Source organism: Sporolactobacillus vineae DSM 21990 = SL153, assembly GCF_000377985.1.
Taxonomy (GTDB): domain Bacteria; phylum Bacillota; class Bacilli; order Bacillales; family Sporolactobacillaceae; genus Sporolactobacillus; species Sporolactobacillus vineae.
The window spans coordinates 117,099-139,972 of sequence record NZ_KB899043.1 but is presented as its reverse complement, the minus strand read 5'-3'; the positions used below and the strand labels follow the sequence as shown (position 1 = coordinate 139,972).

The following is a 22,874-nucleotide window of genomic DNA, read 5'->3' as shown; positions in this document are numbered from 1 at the left end:
AATATTTCATCTGCTTTCATCTTTTATATTGTCATAAATGCTGAAATATCGTCGAAAATAATAGATGACTCGTGATTCGTGCTTTTTTTTGCAATTTTCTCCTGATGCAGAACAATTTCCCGGCAGTTATGGTTAAGATGCACGTATTTATCCGGACTGCGGAGCGTGACTGAGTTCCTGATGGAGGGAATCAAAATGGGCGATCAAATCATGATGAGGGATGTACCGCAAGAAGACAGACCGAGGGAAAGACTGCTCCGTTACGGCAGACAGGCATTGTCCGACCGTGAACTGGTGGCTGTTATTCTTGGCTCCGGGAGTCGCAATGAATCCGTGCTTGAGCTGTCCGGACGGCTGCTCAGCCATTTTGAGGGCTTTGAGTTCCTCAGGGAGGCCAGCATAGAGGAACTCAGAAAAATTAAGGGCATCGGCACCGCCAAAGCAGTCCGGATTCAGGCGTGTATCGAATTCGGCAGCCGGGTGGCCGGTCAGCGTCGCGATCATCGCTACACGGTCCGTTCACCGGAAGACGGTGCTGATTTTGTAATGGAGGAAATGCGTCTGTTACATCAGGAGCACTTTGTCGCTGTTTTCCTGAATACGAAGAACCAGGTGATCCATAAGTCAACAATTTTCATCGGCAGCCTTAATGCGTCGATTGTCCACCCGCGTGAGGTCTTTAAGGAAGCCGTGCGCCGGTCGGCAGCATCCATGATCTGCTTTCATAATCATCCGAGCGGCGATCCTTCGCCGAGTCAGGAAGATATTGATGTAACGAAGCGGCTGGTGGCCTGCGGGAAAATGATCGGAGTGGATGTACTGGACCATATTGTGATCGGTGACCGAAAATTCGTCAGTCTGAAGCAAAAAGGATTGATGTAGCGATCTGAACCAGAGGTTTGTCTTCTGGTTAGGGTTAGGTCTATAATTTTTATCCTAAGTAAGATATAATTAATTTTATGAGTTCTGAGAACTGAAGGGAGATTACATAGATGTTTGGCGGATTTTCAAGAGATATGGGGATTGACCTCGGAACAGCGAACACGCTGGTATATGTAAAAGGAAAAGGTGTTGTGCTCCGGGAGCCGTCTGTTGTCGCCCTGCACACAGATTCAGGTCTGGTTGAAGCGGTGGGCACCCCTGCAAAGGATATGATCGGCAGAACACCGGGCAACATCGTCGCCGTTCGTCCGATGAAAGACGGTGTGATCGCCGATTTCGATACAACTGCGACGATGATGAAATATTTTATTAATGAAGCGCAGAAACAGCGCTCTATTTTCTCACGGAAACCAAATATCATGGTTTGTGTGCCTTCAGGCATTACCGCCGTTGAGAAGAGGGCCGTTGAGGATGCAACCAAACAGGCCGGTGCCCGTGAAGCCTACACGATCGAGGAACCATTTGCCGCAGCAGTCGGAGCCAATCTTCCTGTATGGGAACCGACAGGCAGCATGGTTGTCGATATCGGCGGCGGGACAACCGAAGTCGCCATCATTTCACTGGGCGGAATTGTCACCAGCCAGTCGATCCGGATTGCCGGTGACGATATGGACGAAGCTATTGTACAATATATTAAGAAAAACTATAATCTGATGATCGGCGAACGAACCGCGGAGACACTGAAAATCGAAATTGGTTCTGCCGGCGAAGACGAAACGGTTCAGAGCAAGACAATGGACATTCGCGGCCGTGATTTACTGACCGGACTGCCGAAAACGATTGAAGTCACCGGCAAGGAGGTCGCCACGTCCCTGAAGGATACGGTCGGGCAGATTGTTGAAGCCGTTAAAGTAACGCTGGAACAGACGCCTCCGGAACTGGCTGCCGATATCATGGACCGCGGTATCGTTCTGACCGGCGGCGGTGCGCTGCTGAATAATCTTGACCACTTACTGAGCGATGAGACAAAGATGCCGGTCATCGTCGCCGAAAATCCGCTTGACTGTGTGGCGATCGGGACAGGCCGGTCACTGGAAAATATCCATCTGTTTCGCTCAAAATCGCGTTTAAGCGCCGCTGCGAACCGGAAGTAACTAAATAAAGAAATTGTGACGGATTAAGCAGGTGTGTTTATGCCTTCATTTTTTTCAAATAAAAAGTTAATTGTACTGCTTTCAAGTCTGATTATCCTGATCGCTCTGATCAGCTATTCATTGAGACAGGGAGACCGTTCCAGCTGGATTCAGCAGTTCACCGGCGACACTGTCGGCCTGTTTCAGAATATCGTTAATGTTCCCGCCCAGTATACGGCGGGTTTCTTTCAGAACGTCAGTGATATCAGGAACGCCTATTCGGAAAATAAGAAGCTGAAAGCCAATCTTGAAGACTATGCCCGGGTCCAGCAGCAGAATGAGGATCTGACACAGCGGAATAATCAGCTGCGGCAGATGCTGAACATCGGAAAGGATCCGGTGCTTGCATCATACAAAAAGTATCCGGCGTCCGTAATCAGCCGTTCAGCCGATCAGTGGAATCAGCAGCTGACCGTGAATAAGGGACGCATTAACGGAATAAAAGCAGGGATGCCGGTGATCACTTCTTCGGGACTGATCGGAAGCATCTCAAAAACCGGTAATTTCACCAGCCAGGTGTCCCTGATCTCCAACCAACAGAATGTCAATCAGATTTCGGCGATGATTCTGACTAAAAAGTCGAAAATCTACGGTATGATCGAGGGCTACAACGCACATAAGGGCGTATTGCTCTTTCAGAAAATCCCGATTAAGGCCAATCTGAAAAACGGCCAGGTTGTGACAACTTCCGGACTTAGCGGAATGTATCCCCCGGGTCTCCTGATTGGAAAGATTACTTCGGTATCGACGGATCCCTACGGCTTGACTAAGGCTGCCGAAGTCAAACCTTTTGTCAGTCTGAACGACATCAACTATGTGATGATCATCCAGAAAAGCAGTACGGCTGCCGGAAACGGGGGCTGAGCGATTGAAACAGGTGAAGCTGTTTTTTATTCTGTTTCTTCTTTTTCTTATCGAAGGGACGGTCCTGCCGCATGTGCTTCCCCTGCAGACCGGTGACCATTTTGAAATTGTCCCGGCATTTGTGATGGTTGCCGTGCTGCTGATCGCTTTTTTTGCCAATGTCCGCTGGGGCATGCGGTATGCCATTCTTTTTGGCCTGCTCAACGATATTGTCAACACCTCGGTGATTGGTGTCTATGCGTTTAGCATGGGGCTGTCTCTGTATCTAACCTATCTGTTGTCTAAATGGGTCAATCTGAACCTGATGACAGCTCTCGCGCTTTCTGCTTTCGGCGTTCTGCTCTGCCAGATCGAGGTGTATCTGATTTACCTGATGATCGGCGTGACGACCCAGCCGGTGACGGCATTCCTGATCTGGCGGTTACCGCCGACACTTGTACTGAACATCATATTCACATTGATCTTCTATTTTCCGTTCTGGCATTTTCTGTCCGGTATGGATGAAGAGGACGTCCGGTAACGGCAACTTCCTGTGGCGTTCTCCGGCAGATTTATTTTATTTCTTTTCAAATCTGCCGGTTCGGAGCAGGATTTAGCGCGTCGCTTATTGAATAAAAGTGATTGAGGTGAATCATTTCCATGTCTCTCAACCGGCCGCTCGTCACATTGATGGGAAAAAAAGATGGCTTTGTTCTGGTTCTTGACGATACGTGCGCTTTTGATGCACTGCTCGAAGAACTGAAGCAAAAGCTGTCGCAAAATCAGACACGGTATCGTGAAGGTCCGACCATTACGGTTAAAGTTCAGGCAGGTGACCGTTACCTTAAACCGGAACAGCGTGATGAGCTGACACGTGTGATCTCTTCTTTTCACCATCTTAAGGTGGCGGCAATTGAATCAAATGTCATGACACAGAAAGAATTTGAAGAAAAACGCGTCCGGGAGCAGCTCGTGTCGGTCAACCGGGTGATCCGGTCCGGTCAGGTCCTGTCCATTCAAGGGAACCTGCTCCTGATTGGCGACGTGAATCCCGGCGGTACCGTTACGGCAACCGGGAATATTTATGTTTTTGGCGCACTGCGCGGCATCGCCTGTGCCGGTACCGGAGACAGCAATCCGCAGGCTGTGATCGCCGCATCGATCATGGAGCCTACCCAGCTCCGGATCGGCGACCGGATCAGCAGGACCGATGAAAGCCAGCTGGATGAGTTAAGAAACGATCATTTTCTGGAATGTGCCTATGTCGATCCTGATGTTGATAAAATTGTTATTGATAAGCTGCACCAGATCCAGCAGAAACAGATTATACCGGTCATGAATGCAGATATGTAAATTCTATTGATCAGAGGGGTGTCATCTATGGGGGAAGCTATCGTCGTAACTTCTGGCAAGGGCGGTGTCGGTAAAACGACAACGTCGGCGAATATCGGTACAGTTCTGGCGCTTCAGGGAAAAAAGGTCTGCCTGGTCGATACGGATATCGGATTGCGTAATCTGGATGTCGTCATGGGACTGGAAAACCGGATCATCTATGACCTGGTCGATGTGGCTGAAGGACGATGCAAACTGAATCAGGCGCTCGTAAAAGACAAGCGTTTTGATTCCCTCACTCTGCTGCCCGCTGCACAAACGACCGATAAAATGGCTGTGAAACCGGAACAGATGAAAAAAATGGTTGATGCACTTAAAGAAGACTATGATTACGTGATCATTGATTGTCCGGCCGGTATTGAACGCGGTTTCAGAAATGCCGTGGCCGGTGCGGATCACGCCATTGTCGTGACCACACCGGAAATCTCCTCTGTTCGTGATGCCGACCGAATTATCGGACTGCTCGAACAGGAGAAGCAGCTGACCCCGCCGCGTCTGATTATTAACCGGATCCGTCAGCATATGATGAAAAACGGCGGTATGCTGGAAATCGATGAAATCATGAATATTCTGGCCATTGACCTTCTTGGCATCGTGCTCGATGATGATGAGGTCATTTCTTCGTCAAATAAAGGTCAGCCGGTGGCGATGGATCCTAATTCCAAAGCGGCACAGGCGTATCGTAATATCGGACGGCGGATTCTCGGAGAAACCGTACCGCTGATGGCGATTGAAGAAAAGCCCGGTTTGATTCAAAAAATAAAAACATTGCTTCGCATGCGGTAAGCGAAATCAGGAACGTCGCAGAAGGGACAGGCCTTCCGGCGTTTTTTTTTACGCTTTTTTACGTTATTCCGCCTTTGCTGCCGATTTCATATTTGCGGCTCATCCGCATAAGATCCTTATAAAAGGACAAGCGGACGGAGGTGCGCGATGAATAAACTGGAAGCATTGCGGCAAAGGCACAAAGAAAGGAAAAGCAAGATGATTGAATCTGCCGGACAGCCTCGCCCTTTTCAGGAACCGGACAGGTATTCACAGACGTACAACCGTCCGTTCGGTCCGGAATATCGGGATGCCGGCCAACCGAAACAGCCGGAGAAAAATCGACCGATGCGCAGCCTGGCTATTCGCCTGACACTGGCAATCATTCTGTTCGGGGCCGCTTTCTGGGCAGAGAACGGCCATAGTCCGGCAATGCAGCCGGTTCGCCAGTCACTGGTCACGGCCATGACACAGGAATTTCAATTCACAGCGGTTTCTTCCTGGTATGAGCAACATTTCGGCAACCCGATGGCCTTTTTACCGGGGCTCGGCAATACCGGGAACAGTACTTCCGGCACCCGGAATACGTCAGGAACCGGCTCTTCCAGTTTTGCCGCGCCGGTCAGCGGGCAGGTAGCCACACCTTACAGCAGCCGGACACGCGGCGTTACGGTCAAAGCACCTTCCCACTCGGAAGTTAAGGCCTTCAGGGACGGGCTGGTCGTGTTTGTCGGGAACAAAAAAGGGACAGGCCGCACGGTGATTATCCAGCACAAGGGAAACGATGAATCCTGGTACGGGAAGCTGGATCAGGTGGATGTGAAAATTTATGATGAAGTGAAACAGGGACAGAAAATAGGCACCACTTCAGCTGGAAAGGGAGGCACATTCTACTTTGCACTGAAAAAAGGGCAGAAATTTATTGACCCTATTCAGGTGATGTCCTTTGATTAGCCTTCTGTTTACGAAGTTTCGTATCCATCCCTTATTCTGGCTGATCATTGCGGCAGGTATGGCGACCGGCCATCTTTGGGAAGCAGCGATCGCTTTTTTCATTGTACTGATCCATGAATGCGGACATGCCGCCATGGCACTGCATTTCGGATGGATCGTGAAGAAAATTGAGCTGCTTCCCTTCGGCGGTGTGGCAGAATTAGATGAAAACGGAGATGACTCGTTCCGGCGGGAGAGCGCAGTGATTCTTGCCGGACCACTGATGAACGTTGTCCTGGCACTGATCGGTCCGTTTCTGGTTCTGCTTCCTTTCTGGGGAACGGCGCAGCAGGAGATTTTTCGCAATCAGAATCTGGCAATTCTGCTGTTCAATCTGCTCCCCGCCTGGCCGCTCGACGGCGGGAGGCTGCTCCATCTGGTTCTTCAGCAGTTCTATCCATTTAGACAGGCCTATCGATATATTCTCATTTTTTCCTGGGTTGTGTTAATTCTCTTCAGTGCGCTGATGCTCTGGCTCTTTTCCTTTTCGGCAAGTTTTGTTGTCGTTGCACTGTTTCTCACAGTTGTCATCTTTAAAGAATGGCGGGCCATTCCGCTGCACTTTATTCGCTTCCTGCTCGCGCTGAGCCGCAGGACGCATCCGGCGGCAAGGATCCGTAATCTGTATCTTCGTCCGGAGACGCGTCTCGTCACTGTTTTTTCCATGTTTTACCGGAACAGTGAGCATCACATTTTTATTACAGGAAGCCGGGACGGGCCGCTCGAGGGCCGGCGCCTGGTCACAGACTATCTTCTGGGACGCCATCCGGGACCGCTGCTGGGAGACTGCCGGGATCGTCCGGCCGACCGATTCATCTGATTGCACCGCCCGGCCTGGTTTGCGATAATGGTCTCAGTGTAAAGGGCGGGGTGGTCAGATGCAGGATCAGGGACCGGTCATTGTGGTGGACGGCAAAGGGAACAGCACGCGCGCTGCCTACCTTGAGGACGGGGAAGTAAAGTCTTTTTATCTGTCGGCAGGTGTGCACCGGATCGGCGATATCTATAAAGCACGAATCGGCAGCGACCGAATGCGCGGGATCGGCTGGTTTTTGAAACTTGGTGACCATGAGACGGGATTCTTACCGAAAAGTGAGCGTCTCTCTGAAAATGTGCCTGCCTCCGGGAACGATTGCCTCGTTCAGATTCAGAAGGAAGCGCGGGCCGGAAAACCGGCACAGGTAACCAGACAGATCCAGATCGTCGGCCGCGGACTGATCTATCTCCCTAACGGCGGCTATACCGCCGTTTCCCGTCGGATTGACGCGGGGACGCGGGAGACGCTGCGCCGGCTGGCATCAGACTGGTGCACCGGTGCGGAAGGTGTGATCATCCGCACGTCGGCCGTTAAAATGACGGCGGCGCGTCTGGAACGTGAACTGAAGACATGCCGGGATCAGTGGAAAAAAATACAGGAATGTGCGCTGCGGGCGGCCGGACCGGGACGGCTCTGGCGGCAATTTTCGTTTATTGAATCCATCCTTAATGAAAATCACTTCCCTTGCGGATGCACGGTTTATAGTAATATCCCGGTTGACGGCCCCCCGCTCCCCGCAGATGTCCGTTTTATCTGCCGGCCCGGTGAAGCGCTCTTCTCAAGCTGGAACCTGGATGCCGCGTTTAAGGAAGCACAAGGCGCCAGAGTCCCCGTCCGGGGCGGCGGCTACCTTAATATCGAACACATGGAAACGCTGACCGCCATCGATGTGAACTCAGGCTCGGCGGCATCCGGCAGCGATTGGGAAAAGACCGCTCTGAAGATCAACCGGGAAGCAGCCGGGGAAATTGCCCGACAAATCCGACTCAGGGGAACCGGAGGCATGATCGTCATTGATTTCATCCGGCTGAAAAATCTTGAAGACAGGGAAACGATTCTGGACGCGCTGAAAGCAGCTTTTGCCGAGGATCCGTCTGCCATCCGTCTTTATGGCTTTTCTCCGATGGGACTCGTTGAACTGACGCGAAAGCGGCAACGGACAGGGCTGAACAGATTGTCGGCGGGTTATCGATCCGGGTATTGACAGAAAACAGCATAATGCGGTAAAATAAAACTCGTTATTGTATGAACAGATACAGACATGGAGCCTCTCGCTCCAACCGCTCAGAACAGGGCGGAAACAGACACTTATCCGTTTCCGAAAATGCCGGAGGGCTGCCCGTACTGGCGAGTCTGAGTTCTATTAAGGAGGTGCATCAGAATGTATGCTATTATCGAAACAGGCGGCAAACAGCTGAAGGTTGAGGAAGGAAAGACGATCTTTGTCGAAAAGCTTGCTGCTGAAGCCGGTGAAACGGTCACTTTTGACAAAGTTCTCTTCGTTGGCGGTGACGACGCAAAGGTCGGCACACCGACTGTTGACGGTGCTACGGTAACCGGCAAGGTCGTTGAACAGGGACGCGCAAAGAAGATCATCGTGTTCAAGTTCAAGAGAAGAAAGAACTATCGCCGGAAGCAGGGTCACAGACAGCCGTTCACAAAGGTCACCATTGAAAAAATCAACGCCTGAGGGGATCGGTTATGATCTCCTTAAGGGTGGCACGGTGTCCGGACGGGAATATCTGCGGGTTTGAAATGAAGGGCCATGCAAACAGCGGACCCTACGGATCAGACCTTGTCTGTGCCGGAGCGTCAGCCGTATCATTCGGCGCACTGAATGCGATTGAACAGCTGACCGCTGTGGCGCCTGAAGTCCGGCAGTCACCTGACGGTGGGCGGCTCAGCTGCCGCCTGCCGAAAAAGGACAGTGCCGGTGATCTCGGTAGGGCCCGGCTGATTCTGGAAGCTATGCTTGTATCGATGCAAACAATCGAACAGTCATATGGTCAATATATTCATATTTATGATGAAGGGGGTACCGGACATGTTGAAGCTTGATCTTCAGTATTTCTCATCCAAAAAAGGTGTCGGCAGTACAAAGAACGGCCGTGATTCCATTTCCAAGCGTCTCGGCGCGAAGAGAGCAGACGGACAGCTGGTAACTGGCGGTTCGATTCTGTACCGTCAGCGCGGCACGAAGATTTATCCCGGAACGAATGTCGGCCGCGGCGGCGATGATACACTGTTCGCAACGACAGACGGTGTTGTCAAGTTTGAAAAATTCGGCCATGACCGTAAAAGAGTCAGTGTTTATCCGGTCGAAGCTGCACAGGAAGCCTGATTCGCTGATTCCGGCGAAGCCTTAACGGCTTTTTCAGATGCTTTTTCGAAGAGAACAGCCAGTGGTTTTTTGCAGATGCAGGAGACCCCGGCTGTTTTTTTGTTTTGACGATCAGTGATGAGAGACGGATCACTAATCGGGTAACGCTTTCTGATATACTGAATGTACCCAATGCCATAAGCGGGAGGGTCATCAATGTCATTCAATGAAGCGGACGGGCTGAAACTGATCAGTTCGGCAAGACATGCCCTGCTCAATGATTTGCAGCTGATCAAGGGCTACCTTTTTCTGAAGCGGACTGAAAAAGCAAATGAACTGATGGATCAACTGACGGACAGGCTGAGAGTACAGGCACAATTGTCTCATTTGCAGATACCGGAGTGCGCTTTCTATCTGATCACCTATAGTTGGGCGGCACATCCGTTCCGATTTTCAGTCGGTGTCGATGGCGGGGAGACAGATCTCTCAGCAAGAGATCATCAGCTTGTCCGATTCTTTGAACACTTCTTTGATATTCTGGAGAAATTTGCGTCAGACACAGGAACAAACAGAGCAATGGTCACATTTCATCTGAATACTCCTGCGTTTAGCGTGACGGAACGGTTCGAAGGGACGCTGACAGATGCGAAACAGGCTCGTGAACGGATGGCTGCCTCGTATCGAACGCTCCCCTGTGTCGAACACTATGAAGCAGATGACTCAGTGCCCAATAAAGTGAGGTGGCAATATTGTTTGTCGATTTAGTAAAGATCTATGTTAAAGGCGGTGACGGCGGCAACGGCATGGTTGCTTTCCGGCGCGAAAAATACGTACCCGACGGCGGCCCTGCAGGCGGCGACGGCGGGAAGGGCGGCGATGTGATCTTTCAAGTCAATGAAGGACTCAGAACGCTGATGGACTTCCGCTATAAACGTCACTTTAAGGGAGACAAAGGTGAAAACGGCCGGCCAAAGAACCAGCACGGCAAAAATGCCTCTCCGCTGGTCGTTCAGGTTCCGCCGGGTACGCTGGTTAAAGAAGCGGAAACCGGCAAAGTGATTGCCGACCTGACCCAAAACGGCCAGCGCGCGGTAATCGCTGCCGGGGGACGCGGCGGCAGAGGAAATTCACGTTTTTCGACGGCTGCCAATCCGGCACCTTATATCTCCGAAAATGGAGAACCGGGCCAGGAACGCGAAATTCAGCTGGAACTGAAGCTGCTTGCCGATGCCGGCATGGTCGGGTTCCCAAGTGTCGGTAAATCGACTCTGCTTGCCGCCGTGACTTCGGCAAAGCCGAAAATTGCGGCCTATCACTTCACAACGCTCGTCCCGAATCTTGGCGTGGTTGCGGTTGATGAGGGTGAAAGTTTTGTTCTCGCCGATCTTCCCGGCCTGATCGAGGGGGCAAGCCAGGGTGCGGGTCTGGGTTACCAGTTCCTCAGGCACATCGAACGGACACGGGTGATCGTTCACATCGTGGATATGTCGGGAAGCGAAGGCCGCGACCCTTATGAAGACTACCTGAAAATTAATGAGGAACTGAAGAATTATCAGCTTCGGCTGAGCGAGCGGCCGCAGATCGTGGTCGCGAGTAAAATGGATTTGCCCGGGGCACAGGAAAACCTCGACGTGTTCCGGAAAAAAGCGGGTGCGGATGTTCCGGTCTTTCCGGTGTCGGCAGTCACCCATGAAGGACTGAAACCGCTGGTCGCTCAGATTAATGAGCGACTAAAAAACACACCGTATTTTCCGCTCGATCCGGTTGAAGAGCGTTCAGACGACAAAGCAGTGTATCGTTTTGAAGATGCAGAGGAAACCTTCCACATTACCCGGGGAAGCGACGGCGTGTTTGAAGTTTCCGGTCCGAAGGTTGAGCTGCTGTTTAAAATGACCAACTTCCATCATGATGAAGCCGTCCGGCGCTTTGCCCGCCAGCTGCGCAGCATGGGCGTCGATGAGGCGCTTCGGAAACGCGGCGTTGCCGACGGTGACACGGTAAGAGTCATGGACTTTGAATTTGAATACACCACCTGAGCGCATCATAACAAAAAAGAAATGCAAGTATTTTCAGGTTTAAAAAATTGAGAAAAGAGCAGGTCAGAGTAAATAGCCTGCTCTTTTTAATGCCTTCATGGCATTGTCAATCTGTACTTCAGAAGGTGCCTCAAGCAGATGCAGATGGATCCCGCCGGTCAGCGACGAAAGCAGTGCGGCACCGGTTGTTTTCAGCCGGGTGATAAAATGAGCGACATCGGAACGGCTGCGGATCATCAGTGAACCGGTCATCTCCCCATAGAGCGGATGTTCGACGGTGACGTTAACGACTGTCACACCGCAGTCGACAATCAGATTCAGCTCATGTTCTGTTTCTTCGATCGTATGGCGGCATGCGATCGTCCGTGTTTTCCATTCAGGGCTGTTCTTACCAATGAACAGATAGCCCCGAGACGTCGCGATGATCGGAACATTCTTCGCTTTGATCAGTGAAATGTCCTGAACGATGACCTGGCGGCTGACATGCATCTGTTCGGCCAGCTCACTTCCGGTAATCGGATCGCTGGCTCCCTGCAGATGCTCCAGAATCAGCCGGCGCCGGTCCTTTGCGCGAATAGGTTTTACTCCGTTTTTTTCCATTGACGACACTCCGACAATTTTTGTGTTCCGAACGAATCGGACCCGCTTGATTTTGTTTTTATTATAGTCAAATCCTGGCGATGTTGCACGTATGCCGCGAATCCGGCGATGCGGATGCACCGTTCCGCCCGGGTAAAAACTGTCCCTGTTTCCATCTTCAGTGACAAAACGCCCAGAACAGCCATATATATATTAACGACATTCACAGGAGGGATGGATACCGTGAAATTATATGTGGTTCAAAGCGGCGATTCAGTCGCCGGAATTGCCGGAAAGCATCATATGTCAGTTCCTGAATTCAGAGCACTGAACGACGGGATTCTTGATGAAAAGCTGGTTCAGGGAATGAAAGTCAGGGTGTCCGCAGCAGCTCAGCCTCTGAAAGTGCAGCGTTCGGAAAAGATCAAACAGCAGGCGCCTGAAGCGGCAGCACCTGTGACCGAGGTGAAAGTTCCGGAGGTAAAGGCTCCTGAAGTTAAGATGCCGAAACCGCAGATACCCAATCCGCAGCCGGCAGCTGCTGAAACCAAACAGCCCGCGCTTCAGGAACCCGCGCCGCAGGAAAAAGCAGGCGAGTATAACACTATTTTCTACCCTGCCGTCAGTACGTTGCCCAATCTGGCGGGTGCTGCCAAACCGCCTCAGCCGCAGCCTTACGGGGCGCAGTTCCACAGTCCTGCAGCTTCGGCACCACAGTGGCCGGCGCCAGGTTATTCGCCCGCACCGGCGATGCATCCGACTCAGACAATAAATCCTTACGCCAATTACTCCGGGCATCCGGCGGCTCCGGCAAAAGTCAATTATCCGAACAATCCGGGATTCTACGCGCCGTCAGGCTTTACGCCGATGCCGCCGGCTCAGCACTATTTTCCGCAGGCTCCCGTTCATGTGAATCCTTATCCGGCCTATAGTCCAGCCCAGATGGCGCCGGCAGCAGCGGTGAATCATCCACCGGCTGCAGTCAGTCCTGCTCAGGCCCCGGTTTCCGGTGCTGCGGCCGCAAATCCTGCCCCGGCAGCACCGGTGTCGCCGGCCGCAACCGGAAAAACCGGTAAGAAGAATGAATCGGCCGTTAAACCTGCCAAGAAGGCATCCTATCCGTTTCTTCCCGCAGGGTCGATTCATCTCAACGCGCCAGTGGGTGCACAGGGCAACGCCCCGGCCGCGCCAGTTTCTCCGTGGCCGCAGTCCGCAACTTCTCCGGCAGCCAATGTTCCGGTGAAACCAGCAGCCAATGCTCCGGTGAAACCGGCGAACAAGGCGGCGGCGATGCCGGGGATGAAGCCGGCGGCGAATAAAGGGAGCGCCGTCGCACCCGAAAATATCGGCGGTTATCCGCAACCTTTCATCCCGGAAAAGCAGGCGGGAAAACCATGCGGATGCGGGGGACCGGCGCCTTATTCGTATCCCTACTCGCCCTTCGGTACATCGCCGCAGATCGGCTACTATGGCGGCAACCGGCCGCCGGAAGAAATTCCGTACTCGGCGCTTTCACCGGCGACGCCGCCTATTTATCAACCGGCAGGGAGAAACAATCAGGCAGGTCGTTAAGTGGACCATTTTTGCTAATATTTACTGGCGGAAACAAAATATTAACAAGGGTAAAATCCCTTTTTCGCACAAAGAATAAAGGCGAAAGGGGGATTTTCATTGAAAAGAGCTGTGCTTGCACTAAGTGCTGTCCTGACATTCGGGAGTATTCTTCCCGGCTGCGGGTATGGAAATGCGGCCTATAACAATCCGAACCCGCCGCGCAATGTTTCGTATCAGCCTAATCCGAACATGACCAATCCGGGTAATCCGTATGTACCGAACAACGTCACCAACGAGAATTACCGGGTGGCCGGTCAGAACAACTATCGCAGCGACCGGCGTCTGGTAAAGAAAATTGCTGATCTGGCGAATGGCGTTCCCGGGGTCAGCCGGGCCTATACGGTCGTCAATGCAAATAATGTCGCTGTCGGCGTTGTTCCGGAAAAAGGACAGAAGAACTTGCAGACTTTGAGGAAAAAGGTGACCGATACGGTTAAACCTGAAGCCGGTAACCGGACCGTCTACGTGACCACAGACAGACGGTATCTCGGAAGGGTGCAGACGGCAGCCGCAAACTTTAATGCCGGTAAGGGTCTGAGAGAAGTTCGTACAGATATTACCGGGATTATTGATGATCTGGCGAATGCTTTGAAGCGTCCGTTCCAGAATAACAGTAAGTAATCCAAACTTTTTTAAAGAACGGTAAAAGAGCAGAAATTCAATTTTCTGCTCTTTTTTTCAATGGTGAAAATAGGTATAATAAAAACGGTATTCCGTTTTGGACCGTCTGCGGTTCATCTGCCAAGAGCAGGCATTCAGCCGGACGCGGAACCCCGGCAGCCGTAACGGTTCTTGAAGAGAGGAGAAGAATGATGTCAGGACATTCTAAATGGAACAACATACAACATAAAAAAAATGCAATGGACGCCATCCGTGGAAAGATCTTCATGAAGCTCTCCAAGGATATTTTTCTTGAGGCGAGACATGGCGGCGGAGATCCGGATATGAACGCGGGTCTGCGCCACGCCATTGAGAAAGCGAAATCAGCCAATATGCCCAATGACAATATTTCCCGGGCAATCAAGAAGGCAACAGGCGATCTTGACGGGGTCACTTATGATGAAATTACTTATGAAGGCTACGGCCCCGGCGGTGTTGCCGTGATGGTCGATGTTCTGACGGATAACAGAAACCGGTCGGCATCGGAAATCCGGCATGCGTTCACCAAAAGCGGCGGCAATCTCGGCGAATCCGGCAGTGTTGCCTTTATGTTTGATAAACAGGGCCTGATCGAAATCGAGAAAAAAGACGGTCTTGACGAAGACCAGGTGATGATGGACGCCATTGACGCCGGTGCTGATGATCTCCGCACCGGGGAGGACCGCTTTATCATTACTACAGATCCGGATTCGTTTGACGCTGTGAAGGATGCACTGGAGAAAAAGGGCTATGAGATCGACCGGGGTGAAGTCGCCATGGTGCCGAAGACGAAAACGTCACTGAGCGGTGACGATCTGGAAAAAATGGAGAATCTGATGGACACACTGGAAAATAATGATGATGTCCAGGACGTTTACAGCAACCTGGAAGAAGCCTGAACCAAGCTTTGATACCGTTTCAGAAAGTGGACACATGACCAGGTGCGCCCGACAACAAGTAGATCTGAACCAACCAGGGACATGAAAATAATGTCCCTTTTCTATTGCACGGCTATCCGGCAGGTAACAGGCAAATTTTGTGAAGTCCATCAGGCTTGTGCTATGATGTGAAGAGAATCCTTGAAATATCGGTTTGTCCGAAATGGAGTCAGGATCGTGTACGATTATCTGCGTGGGGAACTGACCTATCTTTCCGGGAACGGTATCGTTGTGGAACTAGGGGGGGTCGGCTACAGTATTGTCTGCGCCAATCCGTTCAGTTATCAGCCGCTGCTTCACCGGGAGACAAAAATCTATCTGTATCAATATGTCCGTGAGGATGCAATCATCCTGTACGGCTTTAAAACGCGGGAAGAGCGGGAACTTTTCATCCGCCTGCTATCCGTTTCGGGAATCGGCCCCAAAAATGCGCTCGCTGTTCTGGCTTCCGGAGAGCCGGATGAAGTCATTCAGGCGATCGAGTCGGAGGACAGCAAGTATCTGACGCGCTTTCCCGGCATCGGCAAGAAAACGGCAGGACAGATTATCCTGGATCTGAAAGGAAAAATGGCAGACTTTTCGGTTGACGGCCGGGCCTCTGCAGATACAGTTGCAGGAAATGCGACACTTGATGAGGCTGTGGATGCACTGAAGATGCTGGGCTATTCTGAAAAAGAAATCAACCGGGTCGTGCCTGAACTGAAAAAGAAGAATCTGACAGCGGAGCTGTATGTGAAGGACGCGCTTCGCCTGCTGACACATGCATGATAAGGAGGCGGCGGAATTGACAGATGACCGGCTGCTTTCCAGTGAATCGATTCAGGAAGATCAGGGACTGGAACAGGCGATCCGTCCCGATGATCTGGAACATTACATCGGGCAGGAAGAGATTAAAAACAATCTAAGAATCTTTATTGCAGCGGCAAAAGAGCGCAAGGAACCGCTGGATCACGTTCTGCTCTATGGTCCGCCGGGGCTTGGCAAGACGACACTGGCGAGAATTATCGCTCATGAAATGGGTGCGGCGATCCGGACCACGTCCGGACCTGCACTCGAGCGGCCGGGGGACCTGGCGGCGGTGCTGTCCTCCCTTGGCCCCGGTGATGTGCTGTTCATCGATGAAATTCATCGGCTCAGCCGTCATGTGGAGGAAGTGCTCTACCCGGCCATGGAGGATTTCTGCATGGATATTGTGATCGGCAAGGACGACACGGCACACTCGGTGCGCCTGAACCTGCCGCCGTTCACGCTTGTCGGCGCCACCACGCGGGCCGGCTATCTTTCGCCTCCGCTCCGGGACCGGTTCGGCGTGATCAGCCGGCTGCAGTTTTACAGCCCAGCAGAGCTCGCCCAGATTGTATCGCGCACCGCATCTGTGCTGAATGTGGTCATCAGGGAGGATGCGTGTCACGAGATTGCACGCCGGTCGAGAGGGACGCCGCGGATCGCCAATCGCCTGTTGAAACGAATCCGCGACTTTGCCCAGATTGAGTCTGACGGTGTCATCACGAAAGAAGTTGCCGGAACCGGGCTGGACCGGCTTCAGGTGGATGATGCCGGACTGGACCGGGTCGACCACCAGCTGATCGAGGGGATGATCCGGAAATTCGGAGGGGGTCCGGTCGGCCTGGATACGCTGGCTGCGGCGATCGGGGAAGAGCGCCATACAATTGAAGACGTTCATGAACCCTATCTTCTCCAGAGCGGATTTATCCAGCGAACGCCCCGCGGCAGAATTGTCACGGATCTGGCTTATCATCACTTTCATATGAAAAGAAAGGAATGAAGCGCTGTGGGTGATATCGGGAAATGGCTGATGACCGCCGGGATCGTCCTCTTCCTTGCCGGACTGTGCTGGCCGCTGATCGGCCGTCTTCCCGGCGATCTCTTTATAAAAAAGGGTAATGTCACCTTTTTCTTTCCTGTCGTTACTTGTCTTGTTATCAGCGGTGTTCTGTCTCTGGTCTTATATCTCATCAATCATCTACGGTAAACGAAAGAGAGTGTCAGTGAACTATGGAAGTATCTGATTTTGATTATGATCTGCCTAAAGAATTGATTGCTCAGACACCGCTTAAGAATCGTGCGGCATCCCGTCTGATGGTGCTGAATCCGAATACGGGTCTGATGGCCCATCATCATCATTTCAGTGATATCATCGACTACCTGAATCCCGGCGATTGTCTGGTGCTCAACGACACCCGGGTGCTCCCGGCGCGTCTGATCGGGTATAAAGAGGAAACCGGGGCGAAAATTGAACTGCTGCTTCTGAAACGAACGGAAGGCGATTCCTGGGAATGCCTGGCCAAGCCGGCCAAGCGTGTGCATGCCGGTGAGCATATTCAGTTCGGTGACGGCAGGCTGGAAGCAACCTGCAGTGAAGAACTGGATGAAGGGCGCAGAGTGGTGACGTTCAAGTATGAAGGCATTTTCTATGAAGTTCTGGAAGCCCTTGGGAAAATGCCGCTGCCACCCTATATCAAGAAACAGCTGGATGATCCGGACATGTACCAGACCGTTTATGCCAAACATAACGGTTCGGCTGCCGCTCCGACGGCAGGGCTGCATTTTACCAGGGAACTGCTTAAGGATATCGAGAAAAAAGGCGTTCATCTCGTCTTTCTGACGCTGCACGTCGGGCTTGGCACTTTCCGTCCGGTGAAAGCGGACAAAGTGGAAGACCATACGATGCATTCGGAATTCTACCAGTTATCGAAAGAAGCGGCGGATACGCTGACAAAAGCCAGGGCTGAAGGGCATCGGGTCATCGCCTGCGGCACGACGGTCATTCGCACGCTGGAGACGATCACGGCGAAGTTCGACGGCGCGTATCGGGAAGCTTCCGGATGGACGGATATTTTTATCTATCCCGGATTCAGATACAGAGCGATCGACGCGATGATCACGAATTTTCATTTGCCTAAATCGACACTGATCATGCTGGTCGCCGCCTTTACCGGTCGCGACTTTATTCTGAAAGCGTATCGGGAGGCAGTGAAGGAGAAGTACCGTTTCTTCAGCTTCGGCGATGCGATGTTCATTGAGGAAGGAATTAAACATTAATGACTGCTGCCGTAACCTATGAATTACTAAAAACCGAGAAAGACACCGGAGCCCGTCTCGGCCGCCTGCATACACCCCACGGTACCTTCGACACACCGATGTTCATGCCGGTCGGCACCCAGGCGACGGTGAAGACGATGAGCCCGCGCGAGCTGAAGGAGATCGGCGCCGGTGTGATCTTGAGCAATACGTATCATCTCTGGCTCCGGCCCGGCGAGGATATTGTCCGTGAGGCCGGCGGGCTGCACCATTTTATGAACTGGGACCGCGGAATTCTGACCGATTCCGGCGGCTTCCAGGTATTCAGCCTGAGCAAACTCCGGGAGATCACCGAAGAAGGCGTTCACTTTCGCAATCATCTGAACGGCGCCAAGATGTTCCTGACTCCGGAAAAATCGGTCGGTATCCAGAATGCACTCGGCTCGGATATCATGATGTCTTTCGACGAGTGTCCGCCGTATCCGGCATCCTACGAATACATGAAGAACTCTGTAGCACGGACAAGCCGCTGGGCGGAACGCTGCCTGAAGGCCAATGCCGATCCGGAGCACCAGGCGCTGTTCGGCATCGTTCAGGGCGGAACATTCAAAGAATTACGGAAAAAGTCGGCTGAGGATCTGACGTCGCTCGATTTTCCCGGCTATTCCATCGGCGGGCTGTCTGTGGGTGAACCGAAACAGGCGATGAATGAGATGCTGGCGTATACGACACCTCTTTTACCGGCGGGCAAGCCACGCTATCTGATGGGTGTCGGCTCTCCGGACTCGCTGATCGACGGCGTCATCCGCGGGATCGATATGTTCGACTGCGTGCTGCCGACACGGATTGCCCGCAACGGTACATGCATGACCTCCAGGGGGCGGCTGGTGATCAAAAACGCTGCCTATGCGCGGGATTTCGGACCGATTGATGCGCAGTGCGGCTGCGCCGTCTGCCGGAATTACTCCCGTGCGTATATTCGGCATCTGATCAAAGCAAACGAGACGTTCGGATTTCGCTTAACTACTTACCATAACCTTTATTTTTTGATAAACTTAATGAAGCATGTCCGTTCTGCCATTCAGGAGGACCGGCTGCTTGATTTCAGGGAAGCGTTTTTTGAAGCCTATGGCTTTAATCAACCGAATGCAAAAAATTTCTAATTATGTCCAAGGGGGATCATCATGGGAAACGGTGTTACAGGTTTGCTGATACCACTGCTTATTTTTGTGGCGATTTTTTATTTCCTGATTCTGCGTCCGCAGCAGAAGAGGAACAAGGAAACCAAGGAAATGCAGTCTTCGCTGTCGCGCGGCGATAAGATCGTAACAATCGGCGGCCTTGAAGGCACGGTTGAATCGTTCGATGACCGCAGCGTTGTCCTGAGAAGCAGCTCAAGCAAACTTTCGTTCGAACGCAGTGCGATTCGTGCGATCGTTAAAAAGTCCGGAGCACCGGCTTCTGCGCCGGAAACCAGGAAAGAATCAGGCAAGGACAAATCAGCGGACAAAGCTGAAAAATAAGTAAGAACAAAAAAACAGCCGTGTATGGCTGCTTTTTTTATGAGCGTATTTTGGGTGTTTAAGCGTAGTCTTTAAAAAGTGTTCAGTATCTGTGCTTTCCGGAGAACAGGTTGACGCCGGCGATACCACCGAGCGCTGCGGCAACGATATTGGTCAGAAAAAAAAGAAGCGGCATCATCCCGGGTGACTGATTTAAACCGAGGTACTGAAAACAGAGACTGAACAGGCCGAAGAACAGTCCGGTCAGACCTCCGGCCAGAAAGCCGCGCTGTTTGAGCTTGGATCCGGCAATCGCTCCGCCAATAAACAGGGCAACCATCGAGATAACAATTGGAAGAAAGCTGTTTCCGGATTCTGAGAAAGAGGTAAACCGCAGCAGAGAAGCAAGTAATAAAGCGGCAGCAAGAATGATCAGCAAAGATGCAACCATGCCGTATGCGATGGCTGCCAGCCAGTGACGCGTCATAAAGGACACCTCCGATAACAGGATCAGTGAAAAGCCGGTCGTCCGGGCTCTTGTACCAGTGTATTCGGACGGACTGTTTTCATGACTGCAAAGTCGCCGCGCCGGGTACATGGATTTGCCGGAGCCGTTCATAATATAAAGAGGAAACAAGGAGGACTTAGCATGGAGACGGCAACAGCAAGGATCATTTTCATTCTGATATGTCTGGGTATCGGCTTCCGAAATCTGTCCGGCACGAAGCTGGCCGACCGGACACCCGCCGACCTGATTGCCGTTCTGATGGCGTCCGGCACGGGCACGATGGCCGTTATTCAGCCGGAGATCCCGTTTCAGGTTTACCTTGTTCCGCTCGTCACGTTGATTCTTGCTTATCGGCTCGTCCTGCTGACCGGCCGCTTACCGGAGCCGGAAAAGAAGCTTACACCCGCCGCTTCAGAAGGTGCGGAAGTATCCTTTCAGGCCGCCCGTCTGCCCGGAACAGGCGGCGGCCCGACAGGCCCTCCGCCAATGGCTCTGCCGTTGATTGAGAACGGAAAAATCAGAATGGACAACCTGAACAAGCTGAACCGTACTCAATTATGGCTGCGCCGGGAACTGCGCCATTTCGGCTACCGCGATCTGCGGCAGATTCGCTATCTGACCATTGACCGGTCCGGAAATTTTTTTATGGATCTGGATGATGACTTCCGAAAGTGATCAGCGGATCCACCTGCCGATCACCGGTAAATTCGCCAGCATCTCCTTTTGAATCATCCCAAGGATCAGGGCGAGCAGGCTATAAAACAGAGTGACGGCGGAAATCAGAAACAGCGTCCGCGGCAGGAAAGCCCATCCCGGGAAGAAGGTTTTCAGCATCAGCCGGGCAAAAATGCCGGACATGGCGATAAGCAGTGTAGTCCGGGCATAATCCTTCAGAATCAGTGAAAAACCGATCGTCCGGAACATGACGGCGGCATGAAGCACGGTGACAACGAGAACGTTGATGCAGATGGCCAGGGCCGTTCCGGTAATCCCCAGTTCCGGGCGGCTGGTGAGCAGAAACAGCAGCACAATCTTGATAATCGCGCCGATGAAGGTGTTGATCATTGCTGCCCGTGCGAGATTGAGCGCCTGCAGTACCGCGTGCATCGGAGCCTGAAAATAGAAGACGATGAAGAACGGTGCCATGACATACAGGAAGCGGGCTGACTCAGGGGCATCATAGATCAGATCCATCAGTTCGCGTCCGAATGAGCAGGTCACGACGATGGACAGGCCTCCGGTCAGCATGGCGATGCGCAGTGCCTGATTCAGCCGGTAATGGATCATCCCGTATGATTTCCGGGCGAAAGCTTCGCTGATCGCCGGAACGAGCGATACATGAAGCGCGTGCGTGATGAAGCTTGGCAAAAGCAGCAGTGTCATTGCATATCCGGTCAGCTGGCCGTACATAATTGCCGAATCTTTGATCGAGAAACCGGCGATCAGCAAGCTGTGCGAGACGATCATCGGTTCAAAGAAATTGCCAAGCGAGGCAATCAGGCGGCTGCCCATTGTCGGCAGTCCGATGCTCAGCAGATCACTGAGGATCTGGCGCCTTCCGGCAGACTCTGATGTTTTTTCCCGCTGTTTCAGCCGGTGGCCGCTCTCTTTTTTAAAAACGTGCAGCATGTAGATGAGCGAGGCGCATTCTCCCGCCGAACCGGCGGCCATGGCACCGGCAGCGGCATAAGCCACACCATAGGGCATCAGGAGATTTGCCAGTGTGGCGACAAGCGAGATCCGCACGACTTGTTCGACGATGCCGGACCAGGCGTACGGTTTCATATTGCGGATCCCCTGAAAATAACCGCGGAGCACCGAACTGACGGCAACGATCGGAATCACCGGCGTCACGGCGAGGAGCGGATAGACCACACGTGTGTCGGCATACATAAATCGGGACAGAAAAGGTATCAGGATCAGCATCGCCACGGTCAGGATAATGCTGATCAGGGTGACAATGGACAGAGAAAGCGAGAGAATCAGCCGGACCCGCCGGCGATCACCGAATGTTTCTGATTCGGCGACGAGCTTGGAAATAGCGACCGGAAGACCGAGCTCGGTCAGCGTGACCACCAGCAGCATCGCCGGGAACGCCATCATGAACAGACCGACGCCTTCATCTCCGATCACCCGGGCAAGGACCATGCCGTTAATCATCCCGAGAATTCGTGTGACCAGCCCTGCGGTCATTAAGATAAACGATCCCTTGAGAAATGACTGACGTGGCATGGGTTTGTCCCCTTTTTCCGATCCGCCGGAGCCGGGTGCTCTGAACGGATGCGCGATTCGGCACGGTTCATCCGATGCGCCCCCTTTGTTAAGGGTGAGCCCGGAGGAAGCCCAGGATAAAACAATGCCGGTCGCAGGATTATATGCAGTGTAGGGGGACGGGCATGACTGCACGTTTCGGTTTCGGCCGCGTAAAAGCATCAGGGATCGCAGAATTTGTGTTTCGTATTAACGTTGAGGTATGCTATGATATGGTTTATGGGAGGAATAGACATGCCGGAATCCTTTGATGATCTTGAGAAGTGGCGGAATCAGATTGCCCCTTTTCTGAATAGCAAACTTGATGAATTTCATCTGCTCGGAGTCAGTCATCTGTCCCTTGATGAATTTTGGGAATTTGCCAAGGAAGCCATCGAAAGAAGTAAAGAAGAACGGCCGGAACGCATTCATGAAATTGTGGCCGCTGTCATGTCTTTATCCGTGAACGATTATATGAACAAACTGCGTAGGGATCTCTTTAAAGAGGGGACACCCGTTGTTGACCGTTCGCTTTTTCATTGAATCGCTCCCCGTCAGCCT

28 protein-coding genes are annotated in these 22,874 nt (G+C 52.3%); 25 read left to right on the top strand and 3 right to left on the bottom strand.

Features of this window, described 5'->3' with window-relative positions; genetic code table 11:
- The first annotated feature begins 195 nt into the window (after positions 1 to 195).
- The 14 genes from radC to obgE all read left to right on the top strand — a co-directional run bounded on the left by radC (position 196) and on the right by obgE (position 11,241).
- Positions 196 to 882, top strand: coding sequence for a RadC family protein (gene radC, locus D889_RS0102910; RefSeq protein WP_010630336.1), 687 nt, complete (start codon positions 196 to 198; stop codon positions 880 to 882).
- A 110-nt stretch (positions 883 to 992) separates the two neighbouring features.
- Positions 993 to 2,036 (top strand): rod shape-determining protein, encoded by a 1,044-nt coding sequence (locus D889_RS0102905; protein ID WP_010630335.1) that lies wholly within the window; start codon positions 993 to 995, stop codon positions 2,034 to 2,036.
- A 39-nt stretch (positions 2,037 to 2,075) separates the two neighbouring features.
- Entirely contained in the window at positions 2,076 to 2,939 is an 864-nt protein-coding gene (gene mreC, locus D889_RS0102900) for a rod shape-determining protein MreC (protein WP_010630334.1), read from the top strand.
- Between the two features lie 13 nt (positions 2,940 to 2,952).
- Positions 2,953 to 3,459, top strand: a complete 507-nt coding sequence (mreD, locus tag D889_RS0102895; protein ID WP_238537522.1) for a rod shape-determining protein MreD — start codon at positions 2,953 to 2,955, stop codon at positions 3,457 to 3,459.
- A 119-nt stretch (positions 3,460 to 3,578) separates the two neighbouring features.
- Positions 3,579 to 4,271, top strand: coding sequence for a septum site-determining protein MinC (minC, locus tag D889_RS0102890; protein ID WP_010630332.1), 693 nt, complete (start codon positions 3,579 to 3,581; stop codon positions 4,269 to 4,271).
- 27 nt (positions 4,272 to 4,298) lie between these two features.
- Positions 4,299 to 5,096 (top strand): septum site-determining protein MinD, encoded by a 798-nt coding sequence (gene minD, locus D889_RS0102885; RefSeq protein WP_010630331.1) that lies wholly within the window; start codon positions 4,299 to 4,301, stop codon positions 5,094 to 5,096.
- A 147-nt stretch (positions 5,097 to 5,243) separates the two neighbouring features.
- A complete protein-coding gene (locus D889_RS0102880; RefSeq protein WP_010630330.1) occupies positions 5,244 to 6,029 on the top strand; it encodes a M23 family metallopeptidase in 786 nt (261 codons plus the stop codon).
- Entirely contained in the window at positions 6,022 to 6,888 is an 867-nt protein-coding gene (locus D889_RS0102875) for a M50 family metallopeptidase (protein WP_010630329.1), read from the top strand. Before D889_RS0102880 ends, D889_RS0102875 begins: the two co-directional genes overlap by 8 nt.
- A 58-nt stretch (positions 6,889 to 6,946) precedes the next feature.
- Positions 6,947 to 8,089 (top strand): ribonuclease E/G, encoded by a 1,143-nt coding sequence (locus D889_RS0102870; RefSeq protein WP_010630328.1) that lies wholly within the window; start codon positions 6,947 to 6,949, stop codon positions 8,087 to 8,089.
- 177 nt (positions 8,090 to 8,266) lie between these two features.
- Complete coding sequence (gene rplU, locus D889_RS0102865) at positions 8,267 to 8,575, top strand: 50S ribosomal protein L21 (protein WP_010630327.1); 309 nt, start codon at positions 8,267 to 8,269, stop codon at positions 8,573 to 8,575.
- 11 nt (positions 8,576 to 8,586) lie between these two features.
- On the top strand, positions 8,587 to 8,943 hold the full coding sequence (locus tag D889_RS0102860; protein ID WP_010630326.1) for a ribosomal-processing cysteine protease Prp: 357 nt from the start codon (positions 8,587 to 8,589) through the stop codon (positions 8,941 to 8,943).
- Positions 8,930 to 9,226: a 50S ribosomal protein L27 gene (gene rpmA, locus D889_RS0102855; RefSeq protein ID WP_010630325.1), complete on the top strand. Its 297-nt coding sequence runs from the start codon at positions 8,930 to 8,932 to the stop codon at positions 9,224 to 9,226. The genes D889_RS0102860 and rpmA overlap by 14 nt, the downstream gene beginning before the upstream one ends.
- A 195-nt stretch (positions 9,227 to 9,421) precedes the next feature.
- On the top strand, positions 9,422 to 9,970 hold the full coding sequence (locus D889_RS0102850) for a Spo0B C-terminal domain-containing protein (RefSeq protein WP_010630324.1): 549 nt from the start codon (positions 9,422 to 9,424) through the stop codon (positions 9,968 to 9,970).
- Positions 9,955 to 11,241 (top strand): GTPase ObgE, encoded by a 1,287-nt coding sequence (gene obgE, locus D889_RS0102845; RefSeq protein WP_010630323.1) that lies wholly within the window; start codon positions 9,955 to 9,957, stop codon positions 11,239 to 11,241. The genes D889_RS0102850 and obgE overlap by 16 nt, the downstream gene beginning before the upstream one ends.
- Positions 11,242 to 11,304: 63 nt before the next feature.
- Here the strand turns inward: obgE and D889_RS0102840 are convergent, their stop codons facing one another.
- Complete coding sequence (locus D889_RS0102840; protein WP_026038960.1) at positions 11,305 to 11,841, bottom strand: transcription repressor NadR; 537 nt, start codon at positions 11,839 to 11,841, stop codon at positions 11,305 to 11,307.
- Between the two features lie 213 nt (positions 11,842 to 12,054).
- On the opposite strand from D889_RS0102840, the gene D889_RS0102835 reads away from it, so the two are divergent.
- From D889_RS0102835 to yajC, 9 genes are all read left to right on the top strand, one after another.
- On the top strand, positions 12,055 to 13,392 hold the full coding sequence (locus D889_RS0102835; protein ID WP_010630321.1) for a LysM peptidoglycan-binding domain-containing protein: 1,338 nt from the start codon (positions 12,055 to 12,057) through the stop codon (positions 13,390 to 13,392).
- A gap of 99 nt (positions 13,393 to 13,491) precedes the next feature.
- Positions 13,492 to 14,055, top strand: a complete 564-nt coding sequence (locus D889_RS0102830) for a YhcN/YlaJ family sporulation lipoprotein (RefSeq protein WP_010630320.1) — start codon at positions 13,492 to 13,494, stop codon at positions 14,053 to 14,055.
- A gap of 191 nt (positions 14,056 to 14,246) precedes the next feature.
- On the top strand, positions 14,247 to 14,972 hold the full coding sequence (locus D889_RS0102825; protein ID WP_010630319.1) for a YebC/PmpR family DNA-binding transcriptional regulator: 726 nt from the start codon (positions 14,247 to 14,249) through the stop codon (positions 14,970 to 14,972).
- Positions 14,973 to 15,188: 216 nt separating this feature from the next.
- Positions 15,189 to 15,779: a Holliday junction branch migration protein RuvA gene (ruvA, locus tag D889_RS0102820; protein WP_010630318.1), complete on the top strand. Its 591-nt coding sequence runs from the start codon at positions 15,189 to 15,191 to the stop codon at positions 15,777 to 15,779.
- Positions 15,772 to 16,797 carry a Holliday junction branch migration DNA helicase RuvB gene (gene ruvB, locus D889_RS0102815; RefSeq protein WP_018962124.1) on the top strand — a complete coding sequence of 342 codons (1,026 nt, stop codon included), beginning with the start codon at positions 15,772 to 15,774 and terminating at the stop codon, positions 16,795 to 16,797. Before ruvA ends, ruvB begins: the two co-directional genes overlap by 8 nt.
- A gap of 30 nt (positions 16,798 to 16,827) precedes the next feature.
- Entirely contained in the window at positions 16,828 to 17,004 is a 177-nt protein-coding gene (locus D889_RS0102810; protein ID WP_428834898.1) for a DUF2905 domain-containing protein, read from the top strand.
- A gap of 23 nt (positions 17,005 to 17,027) precedes the next feature.
- The gene (queA, locus tag D889_RS0102805; RefSeq protein ID WP_010630315.1) at positions 17,028 to 18,074 is read left to right on the top strand and encodes a tRNA preQ1(34) S-adenosylmethionine ribosyltransferase-isomerase QueA; all 1,047 of its coding nucleotides are present in this window, start codon (positions 17,028 to 17,030) and stop codon (positions 18,072 to 18,074) included.
- Complete coding sequence (tgt, locus tag D889_RS0102800; RefSeq protein ID WP_010630314.1) at positions 18,074 to 19,216, top strand: tRNA guanosine(34) transglycosylase Tgt; 1,143 nt, start codon at positions 18,074 to 18,076, stop codon at positions 19,214 to 19,216. The genes queA and tgt overlap by 1 nt, the downstream gene beginning before the upstream one ends.
- Positions 19,217 to 19,237: 21 nt before the next feature.
- Entirely contained in the window at positions 19,238 to 19,576 is a 339-nt protein-coding gene (gene yajC / locus D889_RS0102795; RefSeq protein WP_010630313.1) for a preprotein translocase subunit YajC, read from the top strand.
- 82 nt (positions 19,577 to 19,658) lie between these two features.
- On the opposite strand, the gene D889_RS0102790 is transcribed toward yajC, so the two are convergent.
- Positions 19,659 to 20,042, bottom strand: a complete 384-nt coding sequence (locus tag D889_RS0102790; protein ID WP_010630312.1) for a TIGR04086 family membrane protein — start codon at positions 20,040 to 20,042, stop codon at positions 19,659 to 19,661.
- 162 nt (positions 20,043 to 20,204) lie between these two features.
- Between D889_RS0102790 and D889_RS0102785 the strand changes: the two genes are divergently transcribed.
- Positions 20,205 to 20,738 carry a YetF domain-containing protein gene (locus tag D889_RS0102785; RefSeq protein ID WP_010630311.1) on the top strand — a complete coding sequence of 178 codons (534 nt, stop codon included), beginning with the start codon at positions 20,205 to 20,207 and terminating at the stop codon, positions 20,736 to 20,738.
- Here D889_RS0102785 and spoVB read toward each other — a convergent pair whose 3' ends face one another.
- Entirely contained in the window at positions 20,739 to 22,295 is a 1,557-nt protein-coding gene (spoVB, locus tag D889_RS0102780; RefSeq protein WP_010630310.1) for a stage V sporulation protein B, read from the bottom strand.
- 273 nt (positions 22,296 to 22,568) lie between these two features.
- On the opposite strand from spoVB, the gene D889_RS0102775 reads away from it, so the two are divergent.
- Positions 22,569 to 22,856, top strand: coding sequence for a post-transcriptional regulator (locus D889_RS0102775; RefSeq protein ID WP_010630309.1), 288 nt, complete (start codon positions 22,569 to 22,571; stop codon positions 22,854 to 22,856).
- The last annotated feature ends 18 nt before the right edge of the window (positions 22,857 to 22,874 follow it).